Annotated in this window: 34 protein-coding genes; 29 read left to right on the top strand and 5 right to left on the bottom strand. The window is 52.2% G+C overall.

Annotated features, from left to right (window positions below; genetic code table 11):
* The 5 genes from DNK57_RS01640 (at position 1) to DNK57_RS01660 (ending at position 4973) form a co-directional block, all read left to right on the top strand.
* On the top strand, positions 1-876 hold the full coding sequence (locus DNK57_RS01640; protein ID WP_192961316.1) for a glycosyltransferase family 2 protein: 876 nt from the start codon (positions 1-3) through the stop codon (positions 874-876).
* Positions 877-906: 30 nt separating this feature from the next.
* On the top strand, positions 907-1899 hold the full coding sequence (locus DNK57_RS01645) for an NAD-dependent epimerase/dehydratase family protein (RefSeq protein ID WP_192961317.1): 993 nt from the start codon (positions 907-909) through the stop codon (positions 1897-1899).
* A gap of 27 nt (positions 1900-1926) precedes the next feature.
* Positions 1927-3111 carry a glycosyltransferase gene (locus DNK57_RS01650; protein ID WP_192961318.1) on the top strand — a complete coding sequence of 395 codons (1185 nt, stop codon included), beginning with the start codon at positions 1927-1929 and terminating at the stop codon, positions 3109-3111.
* A gap of 61 nt (positions 3112-3172) precedes the next feature.
* On the top strand, positions 3173-3883 hold the full coding sequence (locus DNK57_RS01655; protein WP_226890946.1) for a glycosyltransferase family 2 protein: 711 nt from the start codon (positions 3173-3175) through the stop codon (positions 3881-3883).
* Positions 3884-3977: 94 nt separating this feature from the next.
* Entirely contained in the window at positions 3978-4973 is a 996-nt protein-coding gene (locus tag DNK57_RS01660) for a UPF0104 family protein (RefSeq protein ID WP_226890948.1), read from the top strand.
* Between the two features lie 70 nt (positions 4974-5043).
* Here the strand turns inward: DNK57_RS01660 and DNK57_RS01665 are convergent, their stop codons facing one another.
* From DNK57_RS01665 to DNK57_RS01680, 4 genes are all read right to left on the bottom strand, one after another.
* A complete protein-coding gene (locus tag DNK57_RS01665; protein WP_192961320.1) occupies positions 5044-6456 on the bottom strand; it encodes a flippase in 1413 nt (470 codons plus the stop codon).
* 70 nt (positions 6457-6526) lie between these two features.
* On the bottom strand, positions 6527-7456 hold the full coding sequence (locus DNK57_RS01670) for an SDR family oxidoreductase (RefSeq protein WP_192961321.1): 930 nt from the start codon (positions 7454-7456) through the stop codon (positions 6527-6529).
* A 74-nt stretch (positions 7457-7530) separates the two neighbouring features.
* The gene (locus DNK57_RS01675) at positions 7531-9369 is read right to left on the bottom strand and encodes a DUF1616 domain-containing protein (RefSeq protein WP_320056836.1); all 1839 of its coding nucleotides are present in this window, start codon (positions 9367-9369) and stop codon (positions 7531-7533) included.
* A 149-nt stretch (positions 9370-9518) separates the two neighbouring features.
* Positions 9519-10034 (bottom strand): hypothetical protein, encoded by a 516-nt coding sequence (locus tag DNK57_RS01680; RefSeq protein ID WP_192961322.1) that lies wholly within the window; start codon positions 10032-10034, stop codon positions 9519-9521.
* A gap of 236 nt (positions 10035-10270) precedes the next feature.
* Between DNK57_RS01680 and ehaA the strand changes: the two genes are divergently transcribed.
* From ehaA to DNK57_RS01790, 22 genes are all read left to right on the top strand, one after another.
* Positions 10271-10564, top strand: a complete 294-nt coding sequence (gene ehaA, locus DNK57_RS01685; RefSeq protein ID WP_192961323.1) for an energy-converting NiFe hydrogenase A subunit EhaA — start codon at positions 10271-10273, stop codon at positions 10562-10564.
* Positions 10564-11067 (top strand): hypothetical protein, encoded by a 504-nt coding sequence (locus tag DNK57_RS01690; protein ID WP_192961417.1) that lies wholly within the window; start codon positions 10564-10566, stop codon positions 11065-11067. Before ehaA ends, DNK57_RS01690 begins: the two co-directional genes overlap by 1 nt.
* Before the next feature lie 12 nt (positions 11068-11079).
* On the top strand, positions 11080-11316 hold the full coding sequence (locus tag DNK57_RS01695) for an EhaC family protein (RefSeq protein ID WP_192961324.1): 237 nt from the start codon (positions 11080-11082) through the stop codon (positions 11314-11316).
* 36 nt (positions 11317-11352) lie between these two features.
* Complete coding sequence (locus DNK57_RS01700) at positions 11353-11631, top strand: EhaD family protein (protein WP_192961325.1); 279 nt, start codon at positions 11353-11355, stop codon at positions 11629-11631.
* Between the two features lie 44 nt (positions 11632-11675).
* Complete coding sequence (locus DNK57_RS01705; protein ID WP_192961326.1) at positions 11676-11936, top strand: EhaE family protein; 261 nt, start codon at positions 11676-11678, stop codon at positions 11934-11936.
* Positions 11933-12412: an EhaF family protein gene (locus DNK57_RS01710; protein WP_192961327.1), complete on the top strand. Its 480-nt coding sequence runs from the start codon at positions 11933-11935 to the stop codon at positions 12410-12412. The genes DNK57_RS01705 and DNK57_RS01710 overlap by 4 nt, the downstream gene beginning before the upstream one ends.
* Before the next feature lie 28 nt (positions 12413-12440).
* Positions 12441-13103: an EhaG family protein gene (locus DNK57_RS01715; RefSeq protein ID WP_192961328.1), complete on the top strand. Its 663-nt coding sequence runs from the start codon at positions 12441-12443 to the stop codon at positions 13101-13103.
* Positions 13103-13774, top strand: coding sequence for a proton-conducting transporter transmembrane domain-containing protein (locus DNK57_RS01720; RefSeq protein WP_192961329.1), 672 nt, complete (start codon positions 13103-13105; stop codon positions 13772-13774). Before DNK57_RS01715 ends, DNK57_RS01720 begins: the two co-directional genes overlap by 1 nt.
* Positions 13775-13783: 9 nt before the next feature.
* Complete coding sequence (locus tag DNK57_RS01725) at positions 13784-13999, top strand: SND2/TMEM208 family protein (RefSeq protein ID WP_192961330.1); 216 nt, start codon at positions 13784-13786, stop codon at positions 13997-13999.
* Between the two features lie 36 nt (positions 14000-14035).
* Complete coding sequence (locus DNK57_RS01730; RefSeq protein WP_192961331.1) at positions 14036-14899, top strand: respiratory chain complex I subunit 1 family protein; 864 nt, start codon at positions 14036-14038, stop codon at positions 14897-14899.
* A gap of 54 nt (positions 14900-14953) precedes the next feature.
* Entirely contained in the window at positions 14954-15205 is a 252-nt protein-coding gene (locus DNK57_RS01735) for an energy-converting hydrogenase A, subunit K (RefSeq protein WP_192961332.1), read from the top strand.
* A gap of 13 nt (positions 15206-15218) precedes the next feature.
* Positions 15219-15545: an energy-converting hydrogenase subunit EhaL family protein gene (locus tag DNK57_RS01740; RefSeq protein WP_192961333.1), complete on the top strand. Its 327-nt coding sequence runs from the start codon at positions 15219-15221 to the stop codon at positions 15543-15545.
* A gap of 3 nt (positions 15546-15548) precedes the next feature.
* Complete coding sequence (locus DNK57_RS01745) at positions 15549-15929, top strand: DUF1959 domain-containing protein (RefSeq protein WP_192961334.1); 381 nt, start codon at positions 15549-15551, stop codon at positions 15927-15929.
* A gap of 40 nt (positions 15930-15969) precedes the next feature.
* A complete protein-coding gene (locus tag DNK57_RS01750; RefSeq protein ID WP_192961335.1) occupies positions 15970-16416 on the top strand; it encodes an NADH-quinone oxidoreductase subunit B family protein in 447 nt (148 codons plus the stop codon).
* A complete protein-coding gene (locus DNK57_RS01755) occupies positions 16413-17525 on the top strand; it encodes a hydrogenase large subunit (RefSeq protein WP_192961336.1) in 1113 nt (370 codons plus the stop codon). Before DNK57_RS01750 ends, DNK57_RS01755 begins: the two co-directional genes overlap by 4 nt.
* Positions 17526-17548: 23 nt before the next feature.
* A complete protein-coding gene (locus DNK57_RS01760; RefSeq protein WP_192961337.1) occupies positions 17549-18571 on the top strand; it encodes a 4Fe-4S binding protein in 1023 nt (340 codons plus the stop codon).
* Between the two features lie 36 nt (positions 18572-18607).
* On the top strand, positions 18608-19933 hold the full coding sequence (locus DNK57_RS01765; protein ID WP_320056837.1) for a 4Fe-4S binding protein: 1326 nt from the start codon (positions 18608-18610) through the stop codon (positions 19931-19933).
* Complete coding sequence (locus DNK57_RS01770; RefSeq protein ID WP_226890953.1) at positions 19917-20942, top strand: energy-converting hydrogenase A, subunit R; 1026 nt, start codon at positions 19917-19919, stop codon at positions 20940-20942. Before DNK57_RS01765 ends, DNK57_RS01770 begins: the two co-directional genes overlap by 17 nt.
* Positions 20943-20981: 39 nt before the next feature.
* On the top strand, positions 20982-21875 hold the full coding sequence (locus DNK57_RS01775) for a formylmethanofuran--tetrahydromethanopterin N-formyltransferase (protein ID WP_192961339.1): 894 nt from the start codon (positions 20982-20984) through the stop codon (positions 21873-21875).
* Complete coding sequence (locus DNK57_RS01780) at positions 21872-22777, top strand: carbohydrate kinase family protein (RefSeq protein WP_192961340.1); 906 nt, start codon at positions 21872-21874, stop codon at positions 22775-22777. The genes DNK57_RS01775 and DNK57_RS01780 overlap by 4 nt, the downstream gene beginning before the upstream one ends.
* 135 nt (positions 22778-22912) lie before the next feature.
* Positions 22913-23674 carry a 4Fe-4S binding protein gene (locus tag DNK57_RS01785; protein ID WP_192961341.1) on the top strand — a complete coding sequence of 254 codons (762 nt, stop codon included), beginning with the start codon at positions 22913-22915 and terminating at the stop codon, positions 23672-23674.
* On the top strand, positions 23664-24299 hold the full coding sequence (locus DNK57_RS01790; protein WP_192961342.1) for a CBS domain-containing protein: 636 nt from the start codon (positions 23664-23666) through the stop codon (positions 24297-24299). The genes DNK57_RS01785 and DNK57_RS01790 overlap by 11 nt, the downstream gene beginning before the upstream one ends.
* On the opposite strand, the gene DNK57_RS01795 is transcribed toward DNK57_RS01790, so the two are convergent.
* Positions 24300-24503: a hypothetical protein gene (locus DNK57_RS01795; RefSeq protein WP_192961343.1), complete on the bottom strand. Its 204-nt coding sequence runs from the start codon at positions 24501-24503 to the stop codon at positions 24300-24302. It lies immediately after the preceding gene.
* Positions 24504-24693: 190 nt separating this feature from the next.
* Here DNK57_RS01795 and mntA point away from each other — a divergent pair, with 190 nt between their 5' ends.
* Together mntA and hepT are read left to right on the top strand one after the other, a co-directional pair.
* A complete protein-coding gene (gene mntA / locus DNK57_RS01800) occupies positions 24694-25101 on the top strand; it encodes a type VII toxin-antitoxin system MntA family adenylyltransferase antitoxin (protein ID WP_320056838.1) in 408 nt (135 codons plus the stop codon).
* Complete coding sequence (gene hepT, locus DNK57_RS01805; protein ID WP_192961345.1) at positions 25098-25514, top strand: type VII toxin-antitoxin system HepT family RNase toxin; 417 nt, start codon at positions 25098-25100, stop codon at positions 25512-25514. The genes mntA and hepT overlap by 4 nt, the downstream gene beginning before the upstream one ends.
* The last annotated feature ends 282 nt before the right edge of the window (positions 25515-25796 follow it).

Here is a 25796-nt window from a genome sequence, read left to right on the forward strand (position 1 = left end):
ATGAGGACAGTCGCAGTCATCCCTGCCTTCAACGAGGAGGTCGCCATAGGCTCAGTTGTGCTGCTCACAGGGGAACACGTCGATGAGGTTATAGTGGTCGATGACGGCTCAACTGACAGGACAGCCCACGTGGCTGAGATGGCAGGCGCAAGGGTCATAAGACACCACAGGAACCTTGGAAAGGGTGCAGCCCTCAAAACAGGATTTGAGGCCGCAGATGCAGATGTAATAGTCACCCTTGACGCTGATGCACAGCACAACCCTGCAGAGATACCAAAACTCGTGGAGCCCATACTGAGGGGGGAGGCCGACGTTGTGAACGGGAGCCGCTACCTCCATGGGAGGGACGAGAACACCCCCACCTACCGCAGGGTGGGCCAGAAGATACTTGACAGGGCCACCAACATATCAACGGGCCTGGAGATAACCGACACCCAGAGCGGCTTCAGGGCCTTCTCATCAAGGAGCATACCCCACTTCAGGTTCAGGGACCCGGGATTCGTGGTTGAAAGCGAGATGCTTGCAGACGCCGCCGAGGCCGGCCTCAGGATAGTGGAGGTGGAGGTCGGAGTGAGATACGATGTTGATGGGTCCACAAGGAACCCCATAACACATGGTGTATCGGTGCTCCTCAAGATCATAGGGGACCTTGAACTCAAGCGCCCCCTCTACTACTTCACACTCCCTGGCCTCATAATAGGGGTCACAGGGGCCATCCTCAGTTTAATGTTCATAAGGGACTACATAACAGGTTTAAGTGTGAACATGGGCCCCACCCTGGTGGCGGTGATGCTCACACTCTTCGGGACATTCTTCATATTTACGGGGATCATCCTCGACTCCATGAGGAGGATGATCATCCACTATGGAAGGTGACTGCAGACTCTAAAATGGAAGGTGATTATTATGGGTGAATTCAGGGCATATGATGGTAAATGTGTTCTTGTAACAGGTGGAGCTGGATGTGTTGGAAGCAATCTCACAGGGAGGCTTGCAGAGGCAGGGGCCCACGTCATAATACTGGATAACCTCTCATCAAGTTATGAATGGAACATCCCGGAATATGAGAACATAGAATTCGTTAAGGGCGACATACTCGACGATGAGGTCCTTAAACGTGTATTCAAGGAGAGGCCCGAGTACGTCTTCCACCTCGCAGCCCACTTCGCAAACCAGAACAGTGTTGACAACCCTGAGAAGGACCTCCTGGTTAACGGGCTGGGCATACTGAAGGTCCTTGAATATGCGCAGCTTGTGGGTGTTGAGCGCTTCGTCTACTCCTCATCAGGGTGCGGTGTCTACGGCCTGGACTCAAGGATACCCTTTGAGGAACATGACATCTCAATATCACTGCACACCCCCTACCAGGTCACCAAGCTCCTGGGCGAACTCTACACCAACTACTTCCACAACCTCTACGAGATGCCCATCGTCAATGCAAGGTTCTTCAACGTCTTCGGGCCAGGTGAGGTCCCAGGGAAGTACCGTAACGTCATCCCAAACTTCTTCTACTGGGCCATGAACCAGCAGCCATTACCAATAACAGGGGACGGCTCAGAGACAAGGGACTGGACCTTCGTGGAGGACATAGTCAGGGGGCTCATGGCCATGGGTGTCAGGAAGGAGGCCATAGGCGAGGCCATAAACCTTGGCTCAGGGACCGAACACCAGGTCATCGAGATGGCGAGCATCATAAACGAGCTCACAGGAAACCCTGCAGGTGTGGTATACAGGCCAAGGAGGGACTGGGACGCCAAGACAAGGCTCCTGTCATCAATAGATAAGGCCAGAAGACTCCTTGACTACGAGCCACAGGTATCCTTCAGGGAGGGACTTGAGAGGACCCACAGGTGGTTCACCGATAACTGGGAACTCATAAGGAAGAGCGCAGAGTTCTAATCAAAAACTTTCCTTTTCTGATCGCATATGAGGATACTCGTTGTACAGGAATCGGACTGGATAGAGAGGAATCCCCACCAGCAGCACCACCTCTTTGACAGGTTATCTGCCAGGGGCCATGAGGTGAGGGTCATAGACTACCCCATAGACTGGCGGAAGGATGAAGGTGGGGGCATCATGAACCCCCGCCGGGTCTACAGGGGGGTCCACAAGGTCAGGGAGGATGCCAGTGTGGATGTGATAAGACCAGCCCACCTCAGGGTCCCGGTACTTGACTACCTCTCGATACCCTTCACCCATGGGAGGGAGATAAGGAGGCAGATAAGGGAGTTCAAACCGGACCTTGTGGTCGGATTCGGCCTCATAAACTCCTTCATAGCATCAGTCGAGGCGGGCAGACAGGGAATACCCTTCATATATTACCTCATCGACGTACTCTACACCCTGATACCGGAGAGGGCCTTCCAGGGGCTCGGGAAACTATTGATGAGGAAGACCATCGAAAGGTCTGACCTCGTCCTCACCATCAACCGGAAGTTGGACCAGCTGGCAGCTGAACTTGGAGCTGCAAGGACGGAGGTCATAGACGCCGGCATAGACCTTTCAGAGTTCGACCCCCACCTTGACGGTTCACGCATAAGGGAGAGGTACGGTGTTGGGGATGAAGACATCCTCCTCTTCTTCATGGGATTCCTCTACAACTTCTCTGGTCTAAGGGAACTTGCAGCGGCAATGGCAGAGAAGCGTGAGGAGTACCCACAGGTGAAGCTTATGGTGGTTGGGGATGGAGACGCATACGATGACCTTAAAAGGATAGGGGATGATAACCCGGGGAGCCTCATACTGACAGGCAGACAGCCCTACAGTGAGATACCCGAGTTTGTAGCGGCATCTGACATCTGCATACTCCCCGCCCACATAGACGAGGAGATAATGCAGGACATAGTCCCCATAAAGCTCTACGAGTACCTTGCAATGGCAAAGCCCGTAATAGCCACAAGGCTGCCAGGAATATACATGGAGTTCGGTGAGGGCAACGGCATCCACTACATAGAGAGGCCAGAGGAGACCCTTGACGTTGCAGTGGAACTTGCAGGTAGACTCCGAGAGGAGGGACAGAGGGGTAGGCGCTTCGTCGAGTCAAATGACTGGGAGACCATCACCGACAGGTTCGAGGAGACCCTCAGGGAACTTGTGGAGCAGGATGAGTGAGCATGTGCTTGCTGGAGGGTGTTTGGGTTGAGGTTAGTGACAGTCATACAAAGGAGGTGAAATGATGAGAAACTTACGTGAAATGTTTGGGTTGAGGTTAGTGACAGTCATACCAGCATTCAATGAGGAGAGAACCGTTGAGTCAGTTGTGAGGGGCGCCCTTGAACATGGCGACGTGATCCTTGTGGATGATGGCAGCACAGACAGGACCGCAGCCCTCGGGGAGGCCGCAGGTGCAAGGGTCATAAGGCATCAGAGGAACATGGGGAAGGGCGCAGCCCTCAAGACGGGTATAAGGGAGGCCCTTGAGGGAGACTATGACGTCATCGTATTCATGGACGCCGATGGCCAGCACGACCCCTCCATGATACCTGAACTCGCATCTGCAGTTAACGGTGGCGACTTCATCATAGGGTCAAGGTTCATAAGGAATAACCATGACAGCATGCCCATCCACAGGCAGCTATCAAACAGGATAACCACATGGATACTGAGGCTGGCCACAGGGTACCGGATAACCGACAGCCAGAGCGGATTCAGGGCCATATCAGCCAGGTACGCCCACCTGATACTTGAAATACCCTACGATGACTACGTCTATGAATCAGAGGCCATATGTGAGACTTCAAGGCACAGGCTCAGGATAGCGGAGGTCCCCATCACCTGCACCTATGGTGATGAGAAGTCCTACATCGGGGCGGGGGATGTCCTCCGGTACATAAGGTTCATAGTGAGACTCTTCATCAGAAGAATATCCAGGGTTAACGGCTGATGTGATATTCAGGTCCTGGCAGGGGCTTTTTTGTGTCAGGGACCCCTGATCAGCGGCTGCTTCAGCCCACTCTGTTTCAAAGGGGATGGATTTAATGAAAAGGTTTTACTTCTTTGCACTGAGCATTCTTCTCATAGTGGCCCTAATAGTGTGGATGGGCCCCTACAGGATCATCAGGGCAGTCTACATGGCAGACTGGATGATAATAGCCATAGCACTGCTCATCCACATGGGGGTTCTGGCTGTGAGGGGCCTCAGGTGGGGCTTCATCATAGGCCAGCCATGGAGGATGCGGGTCAACTTCATGGTGAAGACCATCGGCCTCTTTGCAGGTAACCTCAGCCCGATGCGAAGTGCCGGGGAGGTTATGAATGCACTGGCAGGTAAAAAGCTGAACGGTGTTGAACTCTCAGAGGGCCTCTCAGCAGGTTTAACCGAGAGGTTCTTTGACCTGGGGATAGGGGGTGTCTTGCTCCTCCTGGCTGCTGTGATGGTCCCCAGGATAAGGATAATCGCACTCGTGGGGGCCATTCTATCCGTCCTCATGACCTACCTCATCTACCTTGTTAACTGGAGGGAGGAGAAGGGTTTGAGGATCTACCAGAGGATACACAGGGTCATTGAGAAACTCCCCATCTCAGAGGGGACACTTGAGAACATCTATGAGCGGTTAACCTCAGGGATAAGGGGCATGATAGGTTACACCAGGTCATACTCAAATTTCACCTCCATGGGGGTCATATTCCTCCTCTCACTCCTCTCATGGCTCATGGAGTGCCTCAGGCTCTACCTGGTCTTCATGGCCTTCGGGTTGGAGATCGCCTTCTCCGCGGTTATAATAATATTCCTCCTGGCGAACCTTGTGGGTATACTCTCTGCCCTCCCTGGGGGTATGGGATCAATGGAGGTCTCCATGGCGGGGCTCTTTGTGATATTCGGTGTCCCTGGCTTCCTGGCCGGGAGCATCGCCCTGGTGGACCGTATAATATCCTTCTGGACCGTCACAGCACTGGGGGCCATCTTCTCCTCATGCTATGCAGCTGAGATATTTGATGAGGTCAGGTCATATATTCTGGATGTGAGGTCCTGATTGGTGGTGTGGGGGTATTGTGGATCTGACTACTGTTTTTCTGATTTTCCTGACGTTTCTGCACCCAAATCTAGTCCCTTATGATTGACCTCAGTATATCCCTGTCCACAGGGTCCAGGGCACCAGTCAGGAGTATCCCGACGATGTAGGCGCCTAGGGCAAGGGGGACCCTGACGATTATACCCGCAGGTATTAGAAGGAGGATGATTGAAGCTGCTGCAGGGAGGAGGATCCTCCAGGCGACATGAAGGTCCCTCCATGCCGGACCAAAACCCAGATCACGCACCGCCCGCAGGAAGAGGACAGTCATGAGGGCCTCGGTCATTACTGTGGCAGCGCTGGCACCCATGAAGTCAAATCTCGGGATGAGTATAAGGTTCAGGGCCACATTGAAGAGGGCTGCAAGCCCCGTGATCCGGGTTACAGTGGTCTGCCTGTTGACTGACCCCAGGAGGCTGGAGCTCACACCATTCACAAACATGAAGGCGGTTGCTGTTATGAGCACCCTGAGGGCCGGGACCGATTCGAGGTACTCCGCCGAGAAGATGAGCTCTATAAGGGGCCCTGCAAGGGTGAATACCATGAAGATCAGGGGGACGGCTATGATTATGAGGTACTTCAGGGACCTCATGTAGGTGAACCGCAGAGAATCCTCACTTTCAACATGGAACCTGGACATCACAGGGAATACCGCGGCGAGGTAGACGCTGTATAGTGATGTGATGACTGTGAGGAGCCTGTAGGGTGCATTGTAGAGGCCCACAGAGACATCACCCTTCATGAGTGAGAGCATCACAGAGTCTATCCAGAAGTATATCAGGGTGAAGACACTTGTCAAGCCAAAGGGGAGGGCCTCCCTGATCATGTCACGGCTGAAACTTAGACCCGGGGTGAAGAAACGATGGGTGAATATTGCAGCGGAGTATACAAGTGAGAGGATAGCTGCAATTAGATATGCAATTGCAACATCCACGACACTCCCCCTCATCCAGATAACTGCGAGGACACCCAAGAGGATGAAGAGGCTGTTGAGGATGTTCCATATGGTCTGGTACTCCATCCTCTGGAAGCCCTGGAATATGCTGTTGAAGAATGAGCCGAAGGAGCCAACAAGCATGTAGCCGGCTATGAAGATGATGACCGCAGCAGCAGTCCCGCTGTACAGTCCTGTGAGGGGGAGGAGGAGTATCAGCACGAATACTATGCATGCAAGGATGATACGGTTACCGAGACCCGCCGCCACGAGCCCCCCGGCCCCTGAGGGGTTCCTTGCAATCTCCCTGGTGATATAGGTCCCTATACCCAGATCTGCGAGTATGCTGAATATGCCGGTAAGGGCAAGTGCAGTTGATAGTATACCGAAACCAGCTGTTCCCAGGTACCTTGCAAGGTAGATGTTCCATACGAAGGCAGCCACGTTGGTGAAGATGGTGGCCACAAGGAGGAAGAGGGTGTTCCTTGCGAGGGCTCTCGCTTGACTCATCCTGATCACTGATTTTCAGGTTATCTTATCTGTGCTTTCAGTTCTCCTCGTCTTTATCAATATATATGATCTAAAGCCTTTTTCTGAACCACTCGACGGTCCTCATGAGCCCCTCCTCAAGCCCGACCTCTGGACTGAAGCCGGCCGCGGCGAGACGGGAAGTGTCTGCAAGGGAGTGGCGCACGTCTCCGGGCCTTTCATCAAGGTACTCTGGTTCTGCATTCGATCCCAGGATCCCTGAGATTATATCGAAGAGCCTGTTAACTGTAACGGAGGTCCCTCCGGCCACATTGTAGACCCCGGATCCAGGGGACTCGGCGAGGAATATGTTGGCCCTTACAACGTCCCCGACATATATGAAGTCCCTGCTCTGCTCCCCGTCCCCGTAGATCTGGGGTGACCTGCCACTGAGGAGGGCGTCGATGAACCTGGGGATAACCGCAGCATACTGTGAATCTGGCCTCTGCCGGGGCCCGTAGACGTTGAAGTACCTAAGAGAGACGGTTTCAAGGCCGTACTCCTCGAAAACCTGGCAGTAGTACTCCCCGGCCACCTTGGAGACCGCGTAGGGTGATAGGGGCATTGGCCTGGCGTCCTCCCTCAGGGGCATCTCCGGGTTGTTCCCGTAAACCGCTGAGGTTGATGCGTTCACAACCTTCCTGACACCAGCCCTGCAGGAGGCCATGAGCACCCTGAGGGTCCCTGTGGCATTGACACGGTGGCACCTGAGGGGGTCCCTCACACTCTCAGGGACGCTGGCCAGGGCCGCCTGGTGGAAGACGTAGTCCTTGCCCTCAAATAGCGACTCAAGGTCCAGGTCATTTATGCTCCCCTCAACTATCTCCAGGTTCTCATGCCGCGGGTCCCTGAGGTTATCAGGGCTCCCGGTTGAGAGGTTATCGATGACGGTGACACGGTTTCCCATCTCAAGGAGTTCATCTGTGAGGTGTGAACCTATAAATCCAAGTCCTCCGGTTACAGCTACATCCATATCTCTCATATTAATCCCTGTCCAGTCCTATGAAGTTTGATATCAGCATATTCTCAGATTACTTGATTCTGTGATTAGCATAATCATCTGACGTTTATGAAGAGGTGGAGGGACCTGTAGGGCTTCTTTGTATCAGGTAACCTGTATAGAAGGAATTCTAGTTTCTGGTCCTCTCCAGCCTCTGTCACTGTGAAATTAACCCTCTTCTCCCACTTCTCACCGTTACCCAGTTTTATGGTTTCATTCCTTAAAACATCTCCGCCCATCCTGACAACCATCCGGTAGGTTTCGTTACGGTACTCCCTGTTAACCACACCGACAATGACCTCAACCTCCTCACCGGCAGTAACGTTCTCAGGGTAACCGTAGGCCTTACCACCAGGTCCCAGGATGTAGAACTCTGTGAACCGCTCAGAGGGCGCCGGGTTTAGGGTTATGTAGACCGTCACTGCAACGAGGGTCACCAGTATAACCGAGAGGATCAGGGATAGCTTACCATCCCTTGAGAGTCTGCGGGGTGATGGGATGCGCCTCGGGTCAACTGAGTATGCAAGTCCACCGGCCCTGTAACGCCTGATAAAGGCCACCGGTGTCAGTACCAGGCTGATGGTCCCTATGATCCCTGCAGGGAGGGGCTTGAATGTGACATGCCCCCCCATGAGGAGCGCTATCACCGATGATATGATTATGCTGGTTGAGAATCCCAGGAAGAGTCTCTCAGGGATGCTGATCTGGTCCCTGAGGGGTGCTATGGCTGAGGTTAAAATGTAGCCTGGTATGAGGAGCACCTGGAGGTAGAAAAGGGCCTCCCCGACTCTGTAGGGAAGGCTTATTGATGTGAGGGTGAGGATGCTGATGAGCATCATAACCAGGAGGTCACTGAAACCTGCAAGGTTCCTGCCTGCTTCTCCCTTATGGGGGTCATCATGGGACGCCCTCCCCGCCTCTTCATCGAGCTTTCTCCTTTTAACCATCCTGAGGGCCTTCTTCTTTATCCGTGAAGGGTCAACTGCCCTGAGATCCTTTTCAGGTAGCTCAGGGACCTCCACTACAACCTCATCTTCGATGAGCCCGTACCTCTCCAGGATGTCCTTCTCTGACATCTGCTGCGACTCTATCTCACCTATCCTCTGCCTGGTCCTCCTGATGTAGGCAACAAGGGCTGATAGTATACCTGCTGCACCAAGGACCACCAACCCGTACCTGCCTGCGGTGCCAGCTAGCAGCGTGAGTAGAAGGACGAATGGTATGGTTAATGCGGCCCTCCTGAGCCTTCCATAGTCCCGGAGTCTCAGTAGAAGGGCAGCTGCGAGGCCATAGGATGAGGCGGCTATAAGTATTATGATAAGGACAAACCTGACCTGGTTCAGGTGGATTAGTGCTATAAGGAGTGTTGTGGCACCACAAAGGATGGCTGAAAGCAGGATGTCCCTTAATGGTGCATGTTCTCTCCCACGGGTTTCCTCTAAACCGCCTTTTCTTTCAGAGGAGTCATCCTGGCTTTCCACGGGCTGGTCTCTTTTTGCGAGTTCTCTGGCTGTTTTTATCTGGGTGCTTTCCGGTGGATGATCCCTTCCCTCAGGTTCACTGGCGTTCATCCTGGCACTTCCAAGATCAGCATCATTTACGGGGCGTTTCAGGAGCAGGATGATTGGTATGAGTATGGCGGGGAGGGCGTAGAGGGCCCTCAAATTACGCAGGGGCGTGTAGTTCAGAAGGAATGCGTTGAGGGTCAGTATTAGAAGCCCTGGTATGGGGGTGATTATGGTGTCAGCAAAACCGGTCAGTCTGAGGAAACTGTAACCTGTGACCAGCAGGCAAAGTATGAGTCCCGCCACCCGCAGGTAAAAGTGGGGCGCTGTTATCAGAAGAGCTGAGAGTATACCCGTTACGAGGAGTAAGATTTTTGCTTTTAACTTCACATGAGATTCTCCTGTCACTGCATTGATCAACTAGATTATTATCAATTCTGGATTGATAAATATTTACTATAACCAGTTCCCTCTGACTGGAAGATTAAAAATAGAAATGGCGGTTGCCGGATCCTACATGAGCCTGATACTTCAGAAAATCAGGTGCCGGGTGACCTTATGGCTATATGGTAGATCCTCACCCTGTATTCACCGGGTTCTGTGAATGGTGGCACTGTTAGTCTGATATCAACCGGTACCACAGCATCGATGTCCCTTTTAGCTGTCCAGTTCCTTCTTACCGGGGTGTAGGTTGTTGTTAGTGGTGTTTCGGGGAGTCCGATGCCGTAGTTGGCGTATTTGAGGTTCTGTATGGGTATGGTTTCAGGGCCCTGGAGGTCTCCTTCGGCCCGTATGTAGAGGTCGATGGGTACGTTGGAGAGGTCCTTTATCTGGAGTCCCTGGGGTCCTCCTGGCCAGTAGTATTCCTTTCCTGGTTCCACTGTGGCTGTTAGTGTGAAGGAGTCCCCGACCTCCCTTCCCTGCCAGAGGACCACTATCTCAACACTCTCGGGTACCGTGACGGTAACCTCCTGCACTGCTGTGGCACCTGCTGCAGGGTCTAAAATCAGAATGAAGATGAGTGCAGGAATCAGGATTTTTATAGGGATGCCCATAACTATCCACCCCCTCTGGGTCTCTGGGCTCTTCTATGGCTTCACATACACTTACAGATTTTCGTGAAATTAGTCACTAAAACGGCTATGTAAATTATGAATATTTATTACTGGATCTTTGTGGAGAATCCTGAGGATCTTACTAAAAAAGCCTTAAATTGTATTAAGCGGACCCCTTTAGGTTTAACTCACTTTTTTACAAAGATTTATATATGTGGGATTAGTATTCTTTTATCATGATTATTCATGTTACATATCTTTCAGGTTACCTGGCAGCCATTATTTCATCGATAATCGTTTCAGTGATACTGGGACTTCCCCTGACGCCTGAAAGGCCGGTCAGGCACTCATGGACACCGTCGGCCATCTTCCCGACACCCGTAATTGCACTGGGACTCACAGCCATATCCCTGAAGCTGGGTGTCACCGGCATCTATGGGGCTGACCTCGGAGCCGTGGCAGGGGTCCTATCAGCAATAATGACTGCATACTTCCTTGAGGATATATTCCCCAGACCGGAGGACTCATGATGAATGAACTGCTTGGAGTTGCAGCCGCAGCAGCCATATCATGGCTGAACTTCGTTGTGATAGACACATTGATGGGTCTCCCTGAGAAACCAGGTGTACGGGGGGCCGACTACATTGGAAGGGACATAGAGAAGAGGGGAGGCGACCTTGCAGGTGGCTTCTTCCAGGGAAACATTGTATGCTCACCGGACGCATCAGCCGGCACCCTCCTCGGGGCCATCGGATGCTACCTCATGGGCGTGCCTGAGGGAGGCCTCCTTGCTGCCCTACTGGTGTTCATAGGGAACCGTCTATGCGCCGACCCCGGGTATGCCGGGACACTGGGGGCCCTCTCAATAACAGTCATAATAGGGCTGGCCTCCCTCGCAGGGATGGGGCCCGGCCTCTTCGTCGTCGGGATGGTCATTGCAATAACCACCATACAGGGTGTGAGTCACTCAAGATCATCAAGGCTCCTTGGGGCCATAGCCAGGAGGATGAACAGGTATACTGACCTCCAGTAGAAGGTGTTAATCATGTTGATCCAGATAACAGGGATAATAGTGGTGCTCATGGCCTTGAGGGCTCTCCTGGCCCAGGACCGGGCTGAGAGGCTCCTGTACCTCAATGCCATGAGCTTCGGAATATCTGCGATGATAGCCCTCTACGTTGGAACCGCCTTTGGCGCTGTCCTTGCAGCGGTCTACTTCGTTGCATCAACCATAACATCCAATGCAATCGCCCACACCCTTGACCGTGTTGAGAGGAAATAGTTATCGAGGATTAGGAATATAGATGATGACTGGTGAATGTTTATGAATCCGCTGGACCTCCTTAACATTACAAACGTTGGTGTCTTTGTCATATTCACGGGAGCCGCAGGCGTCATACTCCTCTCAAAGCCCCTTGATAAGATAATAATGTTTTCACTCCTCCAGGGGGGCTTTGTGATGGTCCTTGCAGCTGCAAGGTACCTTGACGTTGCCATGGCAGCGGCCCTCTTTGACCCGATATCAACCATAATACTGCTGATGGCCGTTATGAGGATAAATGACATAAGGACTTCGAGGGGTGAGGAAGTTGCCTGAGGCTTCCATGTTCTTATTCAGGATGATTTGCAGGGGTGAGGAACTTGCTTGAGACCCAGATATGGTTCTATGCAGGGGCGGCCCTTGTGATAATCGGTTCAATTGCAACCGTGGCGGGTCCTGGTGTGAGGGACCCCATTGTGAGGATCCTCAACACAGAGATACCTGCTGTCGGTGTTTCACTCATATTCCTCACCTACAACCACACCCTCGCCCTCCTGACCTTCATCGCGGCAACAACCATAATGACACTGGTACTCCTCAGGGCGGTTATAAGGCTTGAGGAGATGGGGGTGGAGGCATGAGCCTTGGAAGGATCCTCAATGAACTTGCAAACCCCAGGAGGATACCCAGACTCTTCGCCTTCTCCCTTGGCCTGATACTGCTCGTCGGGTTCCTTGTGCCCATGGCCCTGAACCCTGACCAGCTCTACCCGAGGCCAGTGCCCCAGGAGCAGATAAACAGCAATGACCCCCTGGCACCCTATGACCGTGGGGGAGTACCCCTGGAGAAGCCAGGTAATGTGAAGTCCCAGTACCCCCAGTTCGAGGTTAACCTGGGTAAGATAACAGCCTACCTCTCACCCCTGGCCATAACTGTTAAGGAACTCACTGTGTACTTCGGTACATCCATATACTCATCCCCCGGCGGACTGATAGATGAGATACTCTACTACACCAGGGGCCTTGACACGGTCCTGGAGTCAAGCATCCTCATGATGGCCTTCACCATAGCCTCATGGGTAGCCCTTAACTTCACAATGAGGAGGCGCAGATCATGATCTCAGAGAAGCAGATGGAGGCAGATTTATGATGGTCCCGGAATTCACCCTTTCACTGTTCCAGCCCGCCATCTACACGGGCCTCATAGCAGGATTCATAGGGCTTCTCGGAATATCATTCCAGAAGAATGACCTTAGCGCACTTATAATCACGGATATAGTTGGAATAGCAATGCTCGTAATCGTTGCAGCCGTTGGAACCGACCTTGCAGAGGCCCTCATACTTCCTGGTCTCGTGGTTGAGCTGGCTGAGATAATGGCCATATCAGAGATACTCATATCAAGGGAGATGAGGATACTTGGTGAGGTGCCAGTGGTTGAACACAGACCCATGGAACTTGAGGTCTTCAGGACCGCGCCGAACTTCCTGGCCCTAATCCTGATAGCCTACGGCGTGTTCCTGACGGGATTCACAGGGGGTGCCGTTGCCGGGGCGGGCATACTCTTCTATGTCGCTACCAGGAGGGCCAGGGGTCTTCCAGCAGTGGAGTGGGACGGTATCGCAGGTATATCCGGTGTAACATGGTGCCTCTGGCTTGCAGGGTTCCTGATATTCTTCATAGCCCCACAGCTCTGGCTCCCGGCGCTATTCATGTCAGGATGCGGCATACTCATAAAGGTCGCCAGCAAGATGGGCCTCATCGGGGTCCTTGCAAGGGAGGAGATCAGGGAAGCAGGGGGTGATGAGTGATGGATATAGCGTCCCTGGGAGGTGAACTCCTCGGCCAGATACCCTTCGGTGATATCGTATTATACCTTACACCCTTCAACCTCTTCATGTTCGCAGCGGTACTCATATTCACCTTCCTCATAGCCATAAGCAGGACCGAGACCCAGGTTGAAACTGAATTCGGGACACTAGGTAACAGGCGCGTGGAGGTTGATACAGCTGAGTTCAGGGTCAGGCGGTTCCTTGCAGTTGTCTGTGGACTTGCAACTGCCGGTGCCATGGTGACGGGTGACCTCTTCAACTTCACCCTCTTCGTGGCGCTCATAGGTATCGTTAACATAGGTATAGTCTCGGCTGTGAGGCAGGTGGAGGTCCTTGACGCCGCCTTCCAGTATGGACTGATAGCCATGATGGCATCACTCCCACTCTTCGGCGGCGCTGCCCTGGTGCTGGGATCGTCAGGTACCCTGAGCCTCCTTGAACTCTCAGGGATGGCCGGGAACCCCATGATAGTCTTCGCATCCATCCTCCTCCTCATGGGGGTTGTCGGGGAGACGGGTGTCGCACCCTTCTATGCAACCAAGGCCGAGATGTTCCGTACACCCGGTTCACCCTTCATACTCATAATACACCTCAGCTCCCTCCTGGTGATCGTGAGGGCCATAGAGGTCCTGCTGATAGTTTCACTGTAGGTGAGATACATGAACAGGCTCAGAATGGGAAGTTTAACTGCACTCATAATTTCAGCTACAGGGATAATCTACGCCCTGATATTCAACCCACCATCATGGGTTGTATACGGTGTGGCCATATTCCTGATACCCGTCTTCATACTCTCCATAGGTATACTCTCCATGGCCAGGCCAGAGGAGGATGAGGCAGAGGACAGGGTCGATGAACCCTTCATAGGGTACTGAGTTCATGATAATCATTACGTTGTTAATGGTGATGAGATGAATCTGATGGGAAACATCATAGTGAATGTTCTTATAGCATTTCTCATAGGAAGCCTCCTTCTGGGCTTCCAGAGGAAGGTCATGGCAAGGATACAGAGAAGGCCGGGGCCCCCTGTGATACAGCACCTCCTCCACACCCTGAAGTTCTACATAAAGGAGTCCTCCTTCCCGAGGACGGCTGCCATGCCATTCTATGTTGCGATAGCAGCGACGCTATGCGGTATATGGATAAGTGCAGTTATAATCGGACCCGTGCTTGAGGGATCCCTCCTCCTCTTCTTTGGGATCTATGCCCTGCACAAGATAGTTGAACACAATGCAGGGTCATCATCAGGGTCACCCTACGGTAAGCTCAGCTGTGTCCGTGCGGTGTTTTCAGCTGCAGCAGAAATGCCGCTCTTCGCTGTCCTCGCGATCATATACCTCCAGACCAGGACCATGATAATATCTGATATCATAGGTTACCAGAGTATCCACGGGCCCCTGCTGCTGAAGCTGCCCCTGGCAGCCATGATGTTCTTTGTCCTGATCCTATCAAAGGCACCCTACTCACCGTTCTCCATCACCAAGGGGAAGGACATAATATCAGGTTATGAGACAGAGCACTTCGGGGTTCTGAGGGGGTACCTGATGATCTCGGAGTCAATAGCATGGTACATGCTGCTCTGGATATTCCTCACAGTCTTCATCGGTGGTCTGAGCCTGCCGCTCTACATACTCGGGATGGTGATAATCACAACCATAACGGCCTTCATAAATGCCACAACACCCATGCTGAACCCGAACCACTCGGTGGCCATACAGGTCATCCTGGCCTTCGTGGGTATCGCCGGTTCAATCGTCCTCATGCTTCTAATGTAGGAGAAATGATAGGAATGAAGATGGAAGGGATTTAATCAGAAGAGAGGGGATTTAATGGAAAGGGATCTTACCTTACTCACGGCACTGGTTGCAGGGGGCGTTATAATTGTGAGCCTCCTTGCAGCCATCATGCAGAGAATGTCCTTGGCTGTTATAACCATCCTTGGTGTTCTGTTCACGGTCCTGCTGCTAATGGCTGGCCGTGAAGGGTTCTCCAGGTTCTCAGAGGACCTCGAGAGGGCAGCATTCTTTGTGGTACTTGCAATGTTTATGGTATCATTCATAATACTTTACAGACCATTATAAGTGGAGTTCACTGGTGATAATCTTGTATGAAATATACCTCATATACACGGTTTCCTTTATCGCGGGTTCATTGATGGGTTTGCTCCTAAGTTACAGGAAGTACAGGGAGCCCTTCGTTGATAAGAAAATCGATCCCCTGGCCCTCGTGGTTGCAGTGGCAGGGTGGACTGTCCTTGTGAATGCAGGGCATCTGGCCCTCACTGATATAATGAGGACCGCGGGGCTCTTCATGGTGGCCCTGGTTGCAGGGATGAGGCCAGGATACGGCAGGTACGAGACCCTCACCGGGGCCCTCCTGGCCCTCCTGATCTGGCTGATTTCAGGGACTCTGGGGTGGTAAGCAATGGATGAAGGAGAACTCATGAGGCTGATGAAGAGGAGGATACTTGAGAGTTACCGCTGGCAGGAGGACGTTATAAAGCCACTATCCAGGGAACTTGAAATTGACGTTGAGGAATTCCAGGACATACTCATGGAGAAACTCGACATGTCGAGTCTGGAGGCCCTGCACCCCAGGTTCGAGTCGGCAAGGCCGAGGTGCATCAGGGATAGGCTCCACAGTGACCTCCAGCTCTGCTGGCTCGTGGATGTCATGGAGATAATAAGCGTGGATGATGCCGAGGCCCTCAAGGATGAGATCACAGAGATGGTCCTGGGAGGGAGGGAGTACTCCGAGGCCCTCACAGAGGGCAGGAGGAGGATCCATGAGATACTGAGATCATGATGAACTTCAATCAATAAAGAGCAAATGCTGAGGTAAAGAAATGTTGGATGTCCTTAAAAGTATTCTGAGGAAAACTTCAATCCATGTATGCCTTGTAAATACAGGGGGGTGCAACGGCTGCGATATAGAGGTCCTTGCACTCCTCTCACCAAGATATGACCTTGAACAGTACGGTATATACGTCCACCAGAACCCCAGGGAGGCCGATGTCATACTTGTAACCGGCGCGGTTACAGAGCAGTGGAGGGATAAACTCCAGAGGATATACCGCAAGGCCCCGGAGCCGAAGATAGTCGTGGCCCTGGGTAACTGCCCAATATCCGGTGACGTGTTCAACCAGGAGGGTGGAAGCGTCTATGCACCGGTCTCCGACTTCATACCGGTGGATGCAGAGGTTCCAGGCTGTCCACCCAGGCCATCAGAGATACTCGAGGCGATACTTTCGGTGGCGCCCGGGGCCATAGCAGAGAGGGGGAAGAAGAGATGATACTGCCACTTGGACCCATGCACCCTGGATACAAGGAGCCCATAAGGCTCAAGGTTAAGACCCGGGGTGAAAGGGTTCTGAAAGCTGAGATAGAATACGGATACGTTCACAGGGGAATAGAGAGGGTTATGAGGAACAAGACCTGGCAGAAGGCCATCTACCTCTCTGAACGCGTCTGCGGGATATGTTCATATATACACACACAGACCTTTGCAGAGGCCTTCGAGGCCATATCAGAGGCCGAGGCACCGCCAAGGGCACAGTTTCTCCGTGCATTAACGAATGAGCTTGACAGGATACAGAGCCACCTAATAGCGAATTCAACCTACTTCAAGGCCCTGGACCATGAGACCATGTTCATGTACATGCTGGCCCTCAGGGAGCCTGTGATGGATGCCATCGAGCTCCTGACAGGTAACAGGGTTAACATGGGCTGGAACGTGGTTGGCGGTGTCAGGATGGACGCATCAGAGAGCCACCTCTCAAGGATAAGGAGGATCATAGTGGACCTTGAAAGGGAATTCGACCGCTACGTTGAAATGTTCGAGCATGGACCACTCATGGGCCTCAGGTCCAGGGAGGTGGGTTACATGAGCCAGGAGGAGGCAGAGAAGGCCAGGGCCGTTGGACCCACAGGGAGGGCCTCAGGTATAAGGTACGACTTCAGGGAGGACCACCCCACCTACAGGGACCACCTGGACTTCAGGACAGTCTGGAGGGATGAGGGTGACAACTTTGCAAGGATCATGAACAGGTTCGATGAGATAAGGGTCTCAATCGACCTCATAAAGCAGGTCATAGATAACATGCCAGATGGACCCGTCAGGAGGAAGGTCGATGTTAAGGCGGGTTACGGTGAGTGGAGGAACGAGGCACCCAGGGGGGAGGTGGCCTACATGATCGAGACCAACGGTAACCTCATAAAGAACATATCCATAAGGACCCCGAGCATAATGAACATTGACGCATGTGCAAAGTACATGCTGAGGGACGTTGCAACCGTCGCAGACGCCGTTGCAACCTATGCAAGCGCTGATCCATGCATAGCATGCGCAGAGAGGGTCATGGTTCTTGATGAAGAGAGTGGGGAGAGGGAGATACTCCTCTAATGAATGTGTGATGTTGATGTCCTATGTCCTCTGTAATATGGTACCTCTACGAGTTTGCCCGTAAGTCATGGGCAGAGAAATTCGCCAATGCACACACAGAACACGAGATCCTTGAAAAACCAGAGAGATTCAGGGATTTCCCCAAGGTTAGGAAGGAGTACTGCATAGGCTGCGGGGCCTGCACAACGGCCTGTCCCGCCCCTGGCGCAATAAGGCTGGTCCGTGACACAGACACGGCTGAGACGGAGGGTCAGACCTACCCTGTCATAGTCAGGGGTGCGTGCATCAGGTGCGGATTCTGCGCCGAGGTCTGCCCAACCGACCCCAAGACCATCGAATGCGGAGAGAACCACCTCATAAGGGAAGAGTTCACCATAGTGCCCTCAGAGAAGATCTATATCATAGACGACTACCTCTGCATACGATGCAAGAAGTGCATGAAGGCCTGCCCGGTGGATGCAATAACCGAGAAGGACGGCAGGGTCGAGGTTGACCAGAGCAGGTGCATAGCCTGCGGTGAATGCCTCGAGAAGTGCCCTGTCAAGGGCGCCCTCAAGGTGATACACGTCGCCTACGTCGAGGAACAGAAGATGGTCATAAACATGGCTGTCAATGAACTGGAGTCAGCCATCGAGGAGAGGAGTGAGGATATAAAGAAACTCGAAGCAGGTGAAGTCTACAGGATGAACTACCCCCTCAAACCCCTCCTCGAGAGGGCCCTTGATGTCCTCCCAGATGAGGAGATAGTAAGGGACCTCCTGGAGAAGATAACAGACCGCCTCAAGATGCGCATCATAACATGGAGCCCCGAAAAATGTGTACAGTGCCGTCTGTGTGTGGATGAATGTCCATCAGGTGCCATAACCTACTCAGAGGATGAGGGAATCGTGAGGGACCCTGATAAGTGTCTCAGGTGCAGCACATGCTACCAGACATGCCCCTTCGGCGTTGCAGGCTACTATGTTGCAAGGTTCCTCATAGATGAATCCAATGGAGAAGAGATAGTGAGGATCACCATAAAACCGGCGGCTCTTCCTGTAAAGTGATGAGGAGATGATAACATTCCAGCTGCAGCAAAACCCGTGAAGCCCCTGAGGGAAGTTGACGTTGACTATGAGATTGACAGTGAGAAGTGCAGGAAATGCCCTGATAAGCCATGCCTCACCTCATGCCCGGTCGACGCGATACACCAGGACCCCGCCACAGGGGAGGTTGAGATAGACGATAAATGCTTCGGATGCGTCCTCTGCAGGGAGGCCTGTCCCTACGATGCCATAAAGATAAGGACAACCATGGCAGAGCCCATCAGGGAGAACGTGCCCGTTATAAACCCCAGGATCTGCAGGGGCTGCGGCGGCTGTGTATCCGCCTGCAGGACAGGGGCCATACATCTGGTATCATCTGGTGAAACAGGTGTCCACAGTGAGATAGACGAGGATAAATGTGTCCGATGCGGTTACTGTGCAAGGGCATGCCCCACAGAGGCCATAAAGTACGGGGAGATCCTCCCAAGGTCAGTGGTGGGGGGTAAGGCCGTGGTGATTAACCAGAGGGACTGCATAGGCTGCATGACCTGCACCAGGGTCTGCCCCTCAAGGGGGGCCATAAAGGTCGGTAAGATCAACAGGTTACCCTACATAGACCCCTCCTACTGTGCAAGGTGTGAGGAATGCATGGACGTATGCCCCTCAGCAGCAATCAGGTACTCCTCAAGGAAGAGGGCCTACGAAAACTTCTCAAAACTCAACAACATGGAGATAGCAGGGGAGATACTTGAGAGGGAATCAGAGAAACTCGTGAAAAACCTTGGAAGGATGGACTCTGTTCTTAGGGCAGTCAGGAGAGGACTATCAGATGACAGCCCGGAATACAGTGTGGATGTCACCGATGAAATAAGGGACGGTATAGAGGAACTCGTCGACTCCAACCTCCATATATATGAACTCAACCACATAATAGACTTCACCAAACCCTCAAGGCGAATAAGGGTCCTTGAGGAGAGGTGCATAGGATGCGGCCTCTGCGTTGACGAGTGCCCGGTGGGTGTTATAGAACCCACAGCCCCGGCCCCGGTAAAGATACTTGATGGATGCGTATTCTGCGGAAGATGCAGGGGTGTATGCCCCGTAGATGCCATTGAGATCACAGAGGAGGGATTCAGGGCCAGAGACGGCAGGATATACCTTGAGAGGAGGATCCTGACAGGTCCAAGGAGGGGCTCAGTTGAGGTTGATCACATGGTCTGCCAGAGGTGCGGTGTATGCGTTAACCACTGCCCTGTGGATGCCATGAATCTCAATGATGAGGTTGAGGTTGACGCTGATAAATGCATACTCTGCGGTGAATGCCAGGACATATGTCCTGTCACTGCGGTGAGGCTGAACCTGGAGGATGATAACCTTGAATAGGGTTTTCGTAACAGACTGCGAGGGACCGGTATCACTCAATGATAACGCCTTTGAAGCAGCAGCCCACTTCATCCCCGACGGTGACAGGTTCTTCAGGAAGGTGAGCCAGTTTGATGACATACTGGCAGATGAGATCAGGAGGCCCGGCTACAATGCAGGGGACACCCTCAAACTGATAGTACCCTTCCTCATAGCCCACGGAGTCACCGATGAGAAGCTGAGGGAGTTCTCAGAGAGGACCCTCAGACTGGTCCCAGGGGCTGATGAAACCCTGAGACTTGCAGGGAGGCTCATGCCATCCTACATAGTGAGCACCAGCTACAGGCACTACATCGAGGCCCTCTGCAGGCACCTGGACTTTCCCCTGGAGAACACCAGGCACACAACCCTCACCCTTGACGTGGAAATCCCCGATGATGAGAGGGAGATGCTCAGGAGGCTCACCGGGGAGGTAATCGAGGGGGACTTCGAGGACCTGGATGAGATATTCTTCCACATGATACCCGGTATGGAGGCGGGTAAGATACTCCATGGGGTGAAGACCGTTGGAGGGGACGGTAAGAGGGTTGCCCTCATGGAGATCCTCTCTGAACTTGAACTTCCCCCGGAATCCGCCATGTACGTGGGTGACAGCATAACAGACGTTGAACCCCTCAGGGAACTCAATGGGAGGGGCCTCGCCGTGTCCTTCAACGGTAATCGCTACGCCCTCAGGGAGGCAGAGGTGGCGGTCATCTCCACTGACTCAAGGGCGCTGACACCACTGATAGACCTCCACTCAAGGTTCGGGAGGAATTACATAGTGGAATTCGTCAGGGCCTACTCTGAAAACCCTGAAAGGGCCCTTGAATCATTCAGGATAGACTTCAGGGTGGCGGATGAGTTCAGGAGGGTTTTCAGGGGGGACTACCCCATCATAACTCTCATCGATGAGGAGGCCGACCTCCTGGATGCAAGCATGGAGGTCAGGAAGAAGATCCGGGGGGAGGATGTCGGATCCCTCGGCTGAAGCCCTGGATGTGTACATTCAGCATGGTTGTGATGCTCAATGGAAATCAACGGAACAGTGATTGAGGATACATTCTCTGAGGCCTTCACAGGAAGGTGTGTGAGGGCCACCATAACGGCCCGTGACATGGAGACTGTAAGGAGGGCGGCCCTCGATGCCACCGCAACCCCCGGCGCAGTCATAGGCAGGGTTGAAGGTGGAGTTGAATCATTCCTGGAGGGAGGAGACACCCCGGACGGCAGACCCGGGGCCACGGTCCAGTTCTACTATGCCCTGGATGACATGGAGAAGTTCCAGGTGGAACTCTCCTACCGGATAAGGCAGGACATACTGGTGAAGCCCTTCACAGCCCTCTACAGCTCCACCCCCGACCCGGATGGATACCTGGATATGATGAAGCATGTGGGACACTGCGGTGATGGCTATGAGTGGGTGGAGGAGTTCAATGGCCGTGAAATGATCAACGTACCAATAGCCGTCCCTGACTTCAAAATAGAATCAAGGATGGGCTACAGGGAGGCAATCATGGGGGCCAACTTCTGGTACATGTGCAGGGACCCCGACACGGTACTGGAGGCAGGCAGGGCCGCCATAAGGGCCATAGATGAGGTTGAGGGTGTTGTGACTCCCTTCGACATATGCTCAGCGGCATCAAAGCCAGAGACAAATTACCCCTGGATAGGCCCCACCACCAACCACCCCTACTGCCCCAGCCTGAAGGAGGTGCTCGGTGACGAGTCCAGGGTCCCGGAGGGCGTCGGGTACATACCCGAGATAGTCATAAACGGCCTGACACTCGAGGCCCTCGAGGAGGCCATGAGGGTTGGGATAGAGGCTGTATGCAGGTACGATGGGGTCATCATGGTATCTGCAGGTAACTATGGCGGTAAACTGGGGGACCACAGGATAGAACTCCACGGTGTTCTTGGATGAGGTTCGATGCAGTGGGTCTTGGAGCCCTAAACATGGACCAGCTCCACATGGTTGAGAGGATAGCAGGCCCCGATGAGGAGACCTTCGTGAGGGGAATCATTGAATCCTGTGGGGGCTCAGCAGCCAACACCATGATAGGCCTCTCAAGGCTCGGCCTGAGGACAGCCCATCTAGGTAAGGTCGCCGATGACAGGGAGGGAGGACTCCTGAGGGGTAACCTCTTGTCAGAGGGGGTCACGGATTTCACCGTCGTAGCGGATACAGGTAGAAGCGGCCGTGTGATGGGCTTCGTTGACCCTGAAGGTAACAGGGCCCTCTACGTTGATCCTGGGGTCAACGATACCCTCAGGGTGGATGAGGTGGATGAGGAGGCCCTTAACACAGAACTGCTGCACCTTACATCCTTCGCAGGTGATGGCATAAACGTCCAGGTGGACGTGATTGAGGCACTGGACGAATCCGTGACCGTCAGCCTGGACCCTGGGCACCTATATGCCTCTAGGGGAGTTTCTGAGCTTTCAGATATCCTTGAGCGCACTGACATCCTCCTCACAAACCAGGGGGAACTTGAGATGATGACAGGGACAGGTGACCCTGAGGAGGCAGCATCACTCCTGGGGATAGGGGTGGTTGTTGTTAAGATGGGCGCCCGCGGCGTAATGGCCTGGGATGGTGAACATGTGATGGTGGATCCGGTGAGGACTGAATGTATTGATACTACCGGGGCAGGGGACGCCTTCAATGCCGGTTTCCTCTACGCATGGCTGGCTGGCTTCAGTCTCGAGGTTTCATGCCGCTTTGGAAACTATATAGCCTCGCGGTGCATCGAGGGGTACGGTGCCACAGGATCCCTCCCCGGGACTGAGGCCCTTGATGTCCTCAGGAGGTATGCTGAGGGTTGATGTTTGATGGAGTGTGTTGGGTCTGAGTTGATGTTTAGGGTCTAATAATCTGAAAGAAATTTAAGTAATAGGTTTAAAAGGTAATAGAGGGGACGTGTTAACTCTTGAAGCTTAAAAGGATGCAGGGGTTGTATCATGGATATAATCTTTAAGAAGAAACTGGAGGACCTCCAGAGGGATGTTGCATTAAAGTCGATGGACCTTGAGGAGAGCCCTGGGGACGTTGAGGTGGAACTTGAAAGCTGCAGGGTTCTGGACAAATTCATAGACATAACACCGAAGTGTGTCAGGTGCAATCTCTGTTTTGAGGAGTGCCCTGTGGATGCCATATCAGGATCATCCTCATCAAAACCTGCAAGGATACTTGAAAACTGTGTCAAGTGTGAGATATGCGCCCAGACCTGCCCTGTCAGGTGCATAAACGTTGTTGAGAGCACCGCCACCATCGGTGATGAGGAAGTGACCTACAACCTGGAATACGTCAGGATCCCCCACCGTCTACTCCGGATGAAGAACATAGAGGTCACAGATAGATGCACCGCATGCGGGACCTGCACAAGGTTCTGTCCCACAGGCGCAATTCAGTTAGATCAGGAAATTGCGGTGGTCGATGAATCTATCTGCATTGGCTGTGGGGCCTGCGTCAACGTCTGCCCCTCAGATGCGGTGGAACTTGAAAGGGAACTGGGCCCAGTGATTGAGACTCGCAGGCTCCTGGTTGATCAGGATGCATGTGTCGAGTGCCTCGTCTGTGAGGAGAACTGTCCCACCGGGGCCATAAGGATTGAGGATGGAGAGGTTGTGGTTGATAGTGATAAATGCATTCTATGTGAGGTTTGTTCCACAAGGTGTCCTGTGGCAGCACTGAAACTGGAGAGGTTGGCAGATGAAAGTTAAGGAGATTATGGATAAGGAGTTTATAGTGGTCTCCCCTGAGGATGAGGTTGTTGAGGTATCATTGAAGATGGAGGAGACCCGGAAGTTCACAACACCTGTCGTTGATGGGGATGGGAAGCTCGTTGGATGGGTTACAAGCTTTGATGTGATGAGGGGACTCAGGGATGGAGTTGAACTTGTCTCTGACATCATGCAGCCACCGGAAAGGATAGTCCATGTAAACGAGAACGACCCGGCAAGGCTCGCAGTCCTCAAAACAGCCCACCACAAACTCGTGAGCATCCCGGTCCTGGATGATGATGGAAGGGTTGTGGGGGTTGTCAGGTCCTTCGACATCGTTGAGACCCTATCCCAGCTCTATGAGATCAAGGTGTACAAGATATTCGAGGCCATGAACGAGGAGCTCAAGGGTGTGAGCTGGGATGAACTCATGGAAGCTGCAGCCATAATAACAAGGAGGCGCACAGGTAAGAGGATAAAACCGAAGGAGTATGAGGAAAGGATCCGGAATTCAACCTTCGGAGAGGCTATATGGGCAACAGGGGGTCTTGAAAAATTCTTTGTGGGTCTGATAGCCATAGGGGAACTTGTCATTGCAAGAAAGATTGCAAGGGCAAGGAAATAATCACCCACCCCCCATATCCTTTTTGGAGATCATGTTTCTCTTATGATGACCTGCAGTGGTCATGTTCTGTCTTTCTGTTTTAAGTGCCTCCACCATCGTTTTTGGGTTTCCCTTTATCCTGCCTCTGAGGGATTCCTGTCCCTCTTTATTTTTTTTGATACTCATATTGATCCATGAACCTGCTAATCGCGTCTTCAGGATCATATGGTGGTGCTGAGTTCTATTTAATCCCTGATCTGGTGGTTGGATAGACCTTTGAAGCCTTCTTAAACACTATGATACATGTAAAGCTTATTACTCTCCTTCACCATATTACTCTTGAGGAGCTACTCTCCTGCAGGGTTTTTAGATTCTGATAATCAAAGGTTTCTGGTTCGGGGCAATGGAGATTAAAGTGTTCGAAAAACTCGTGGAATTCTTTGAAGGGAAGGATGAGGTGGATTTAGCCTATCTTTTCGGCTCCACTTCCAGGGGGGATAAGGGGAAACTGGGCGATTTTGACCTGGGAGTTCTACTACGGGAAACCCTGGAAGAACATGGGATGTTACAGTTTCAATTGAAATTGCTTGATGATCTTGTATCCCTGCTTAAAGCAGATAAGGTTGATCTGATTATCATGAATGATGCACCACTCTCCTTAAATTATAATATCATAAAGGAGGGAATACTCCTGAAGGATGATGAGGAAAAAAGGATAAGGTTTGAGAAAAACATCATGTCAGAGTATCTGGATAGGAAGTACTATATGGACAGGCATGCGAGAATAGCCATCAATGGGATAGCCCGCCAGGGATTAATATGAAAAATGAGATCTCATCAAAATTAGAAAGATTGGGAGAATACCTGAAAATATTGAGGGGTTATCAATCCCATACCCTGGAAGATTTGAAAAATGATGTCACGTTAAGGGGAGCTGTTGAAAGATACCTGGAGGTTTCCATAGAATCCTGCCTTGATATTGGAGAAATGATCATATCACAGGAAAGAGCCAGAAAACCAGAAACCTACAGAGAGGTAATAGAGATACTCGGGGAAATAGGAGTTTTACCAGAGGATTTTGTGGATAAATTCGCCCCAGCTGCAGGTTTCAGAAACATACTGGTTCATATGTACGCAGAAATAGATATTGAAAAGGTCTATGGATACCTGCAAAACAACCTGGATGATATAAACAATTTTGCAAGGTTCATCGCAGAATACCTTAAAAAATCATGAAACAGGGCATGACTGCTTTTCCTTTTCTCCATATTTCCCCTTATAATGATGATTCCATGATGGGGCTTAGCCATCTGAATGCCCTACTTTTATTATCTCGTTCTCACCCTCCTTTGGCCAGAAACTGGCACCTTTTATCTTGAGGTCCATGATTCACCAGTTCTTGATCACTGAAAAGACCGGTCTGTGGGTTCAGAGTCTCACCTGTCATGCCTAAGCTAATATTAAGGAACATTTATATAATATGAACACACATGAATGTGTATTCATATGTTCAGGTGA

Source organism: Methanothermobacter thermautotrophicus (assembly GCF_014889545.1).
In the GTDB taxonomy this organism is placed as follows: Archaea; Methanobacteriota; Methanobacteria; order Methanobacteriales; family Methanothermobacteraceae; genus Methanothermobacter; species Methanothermobacter thermautotrophicus_A.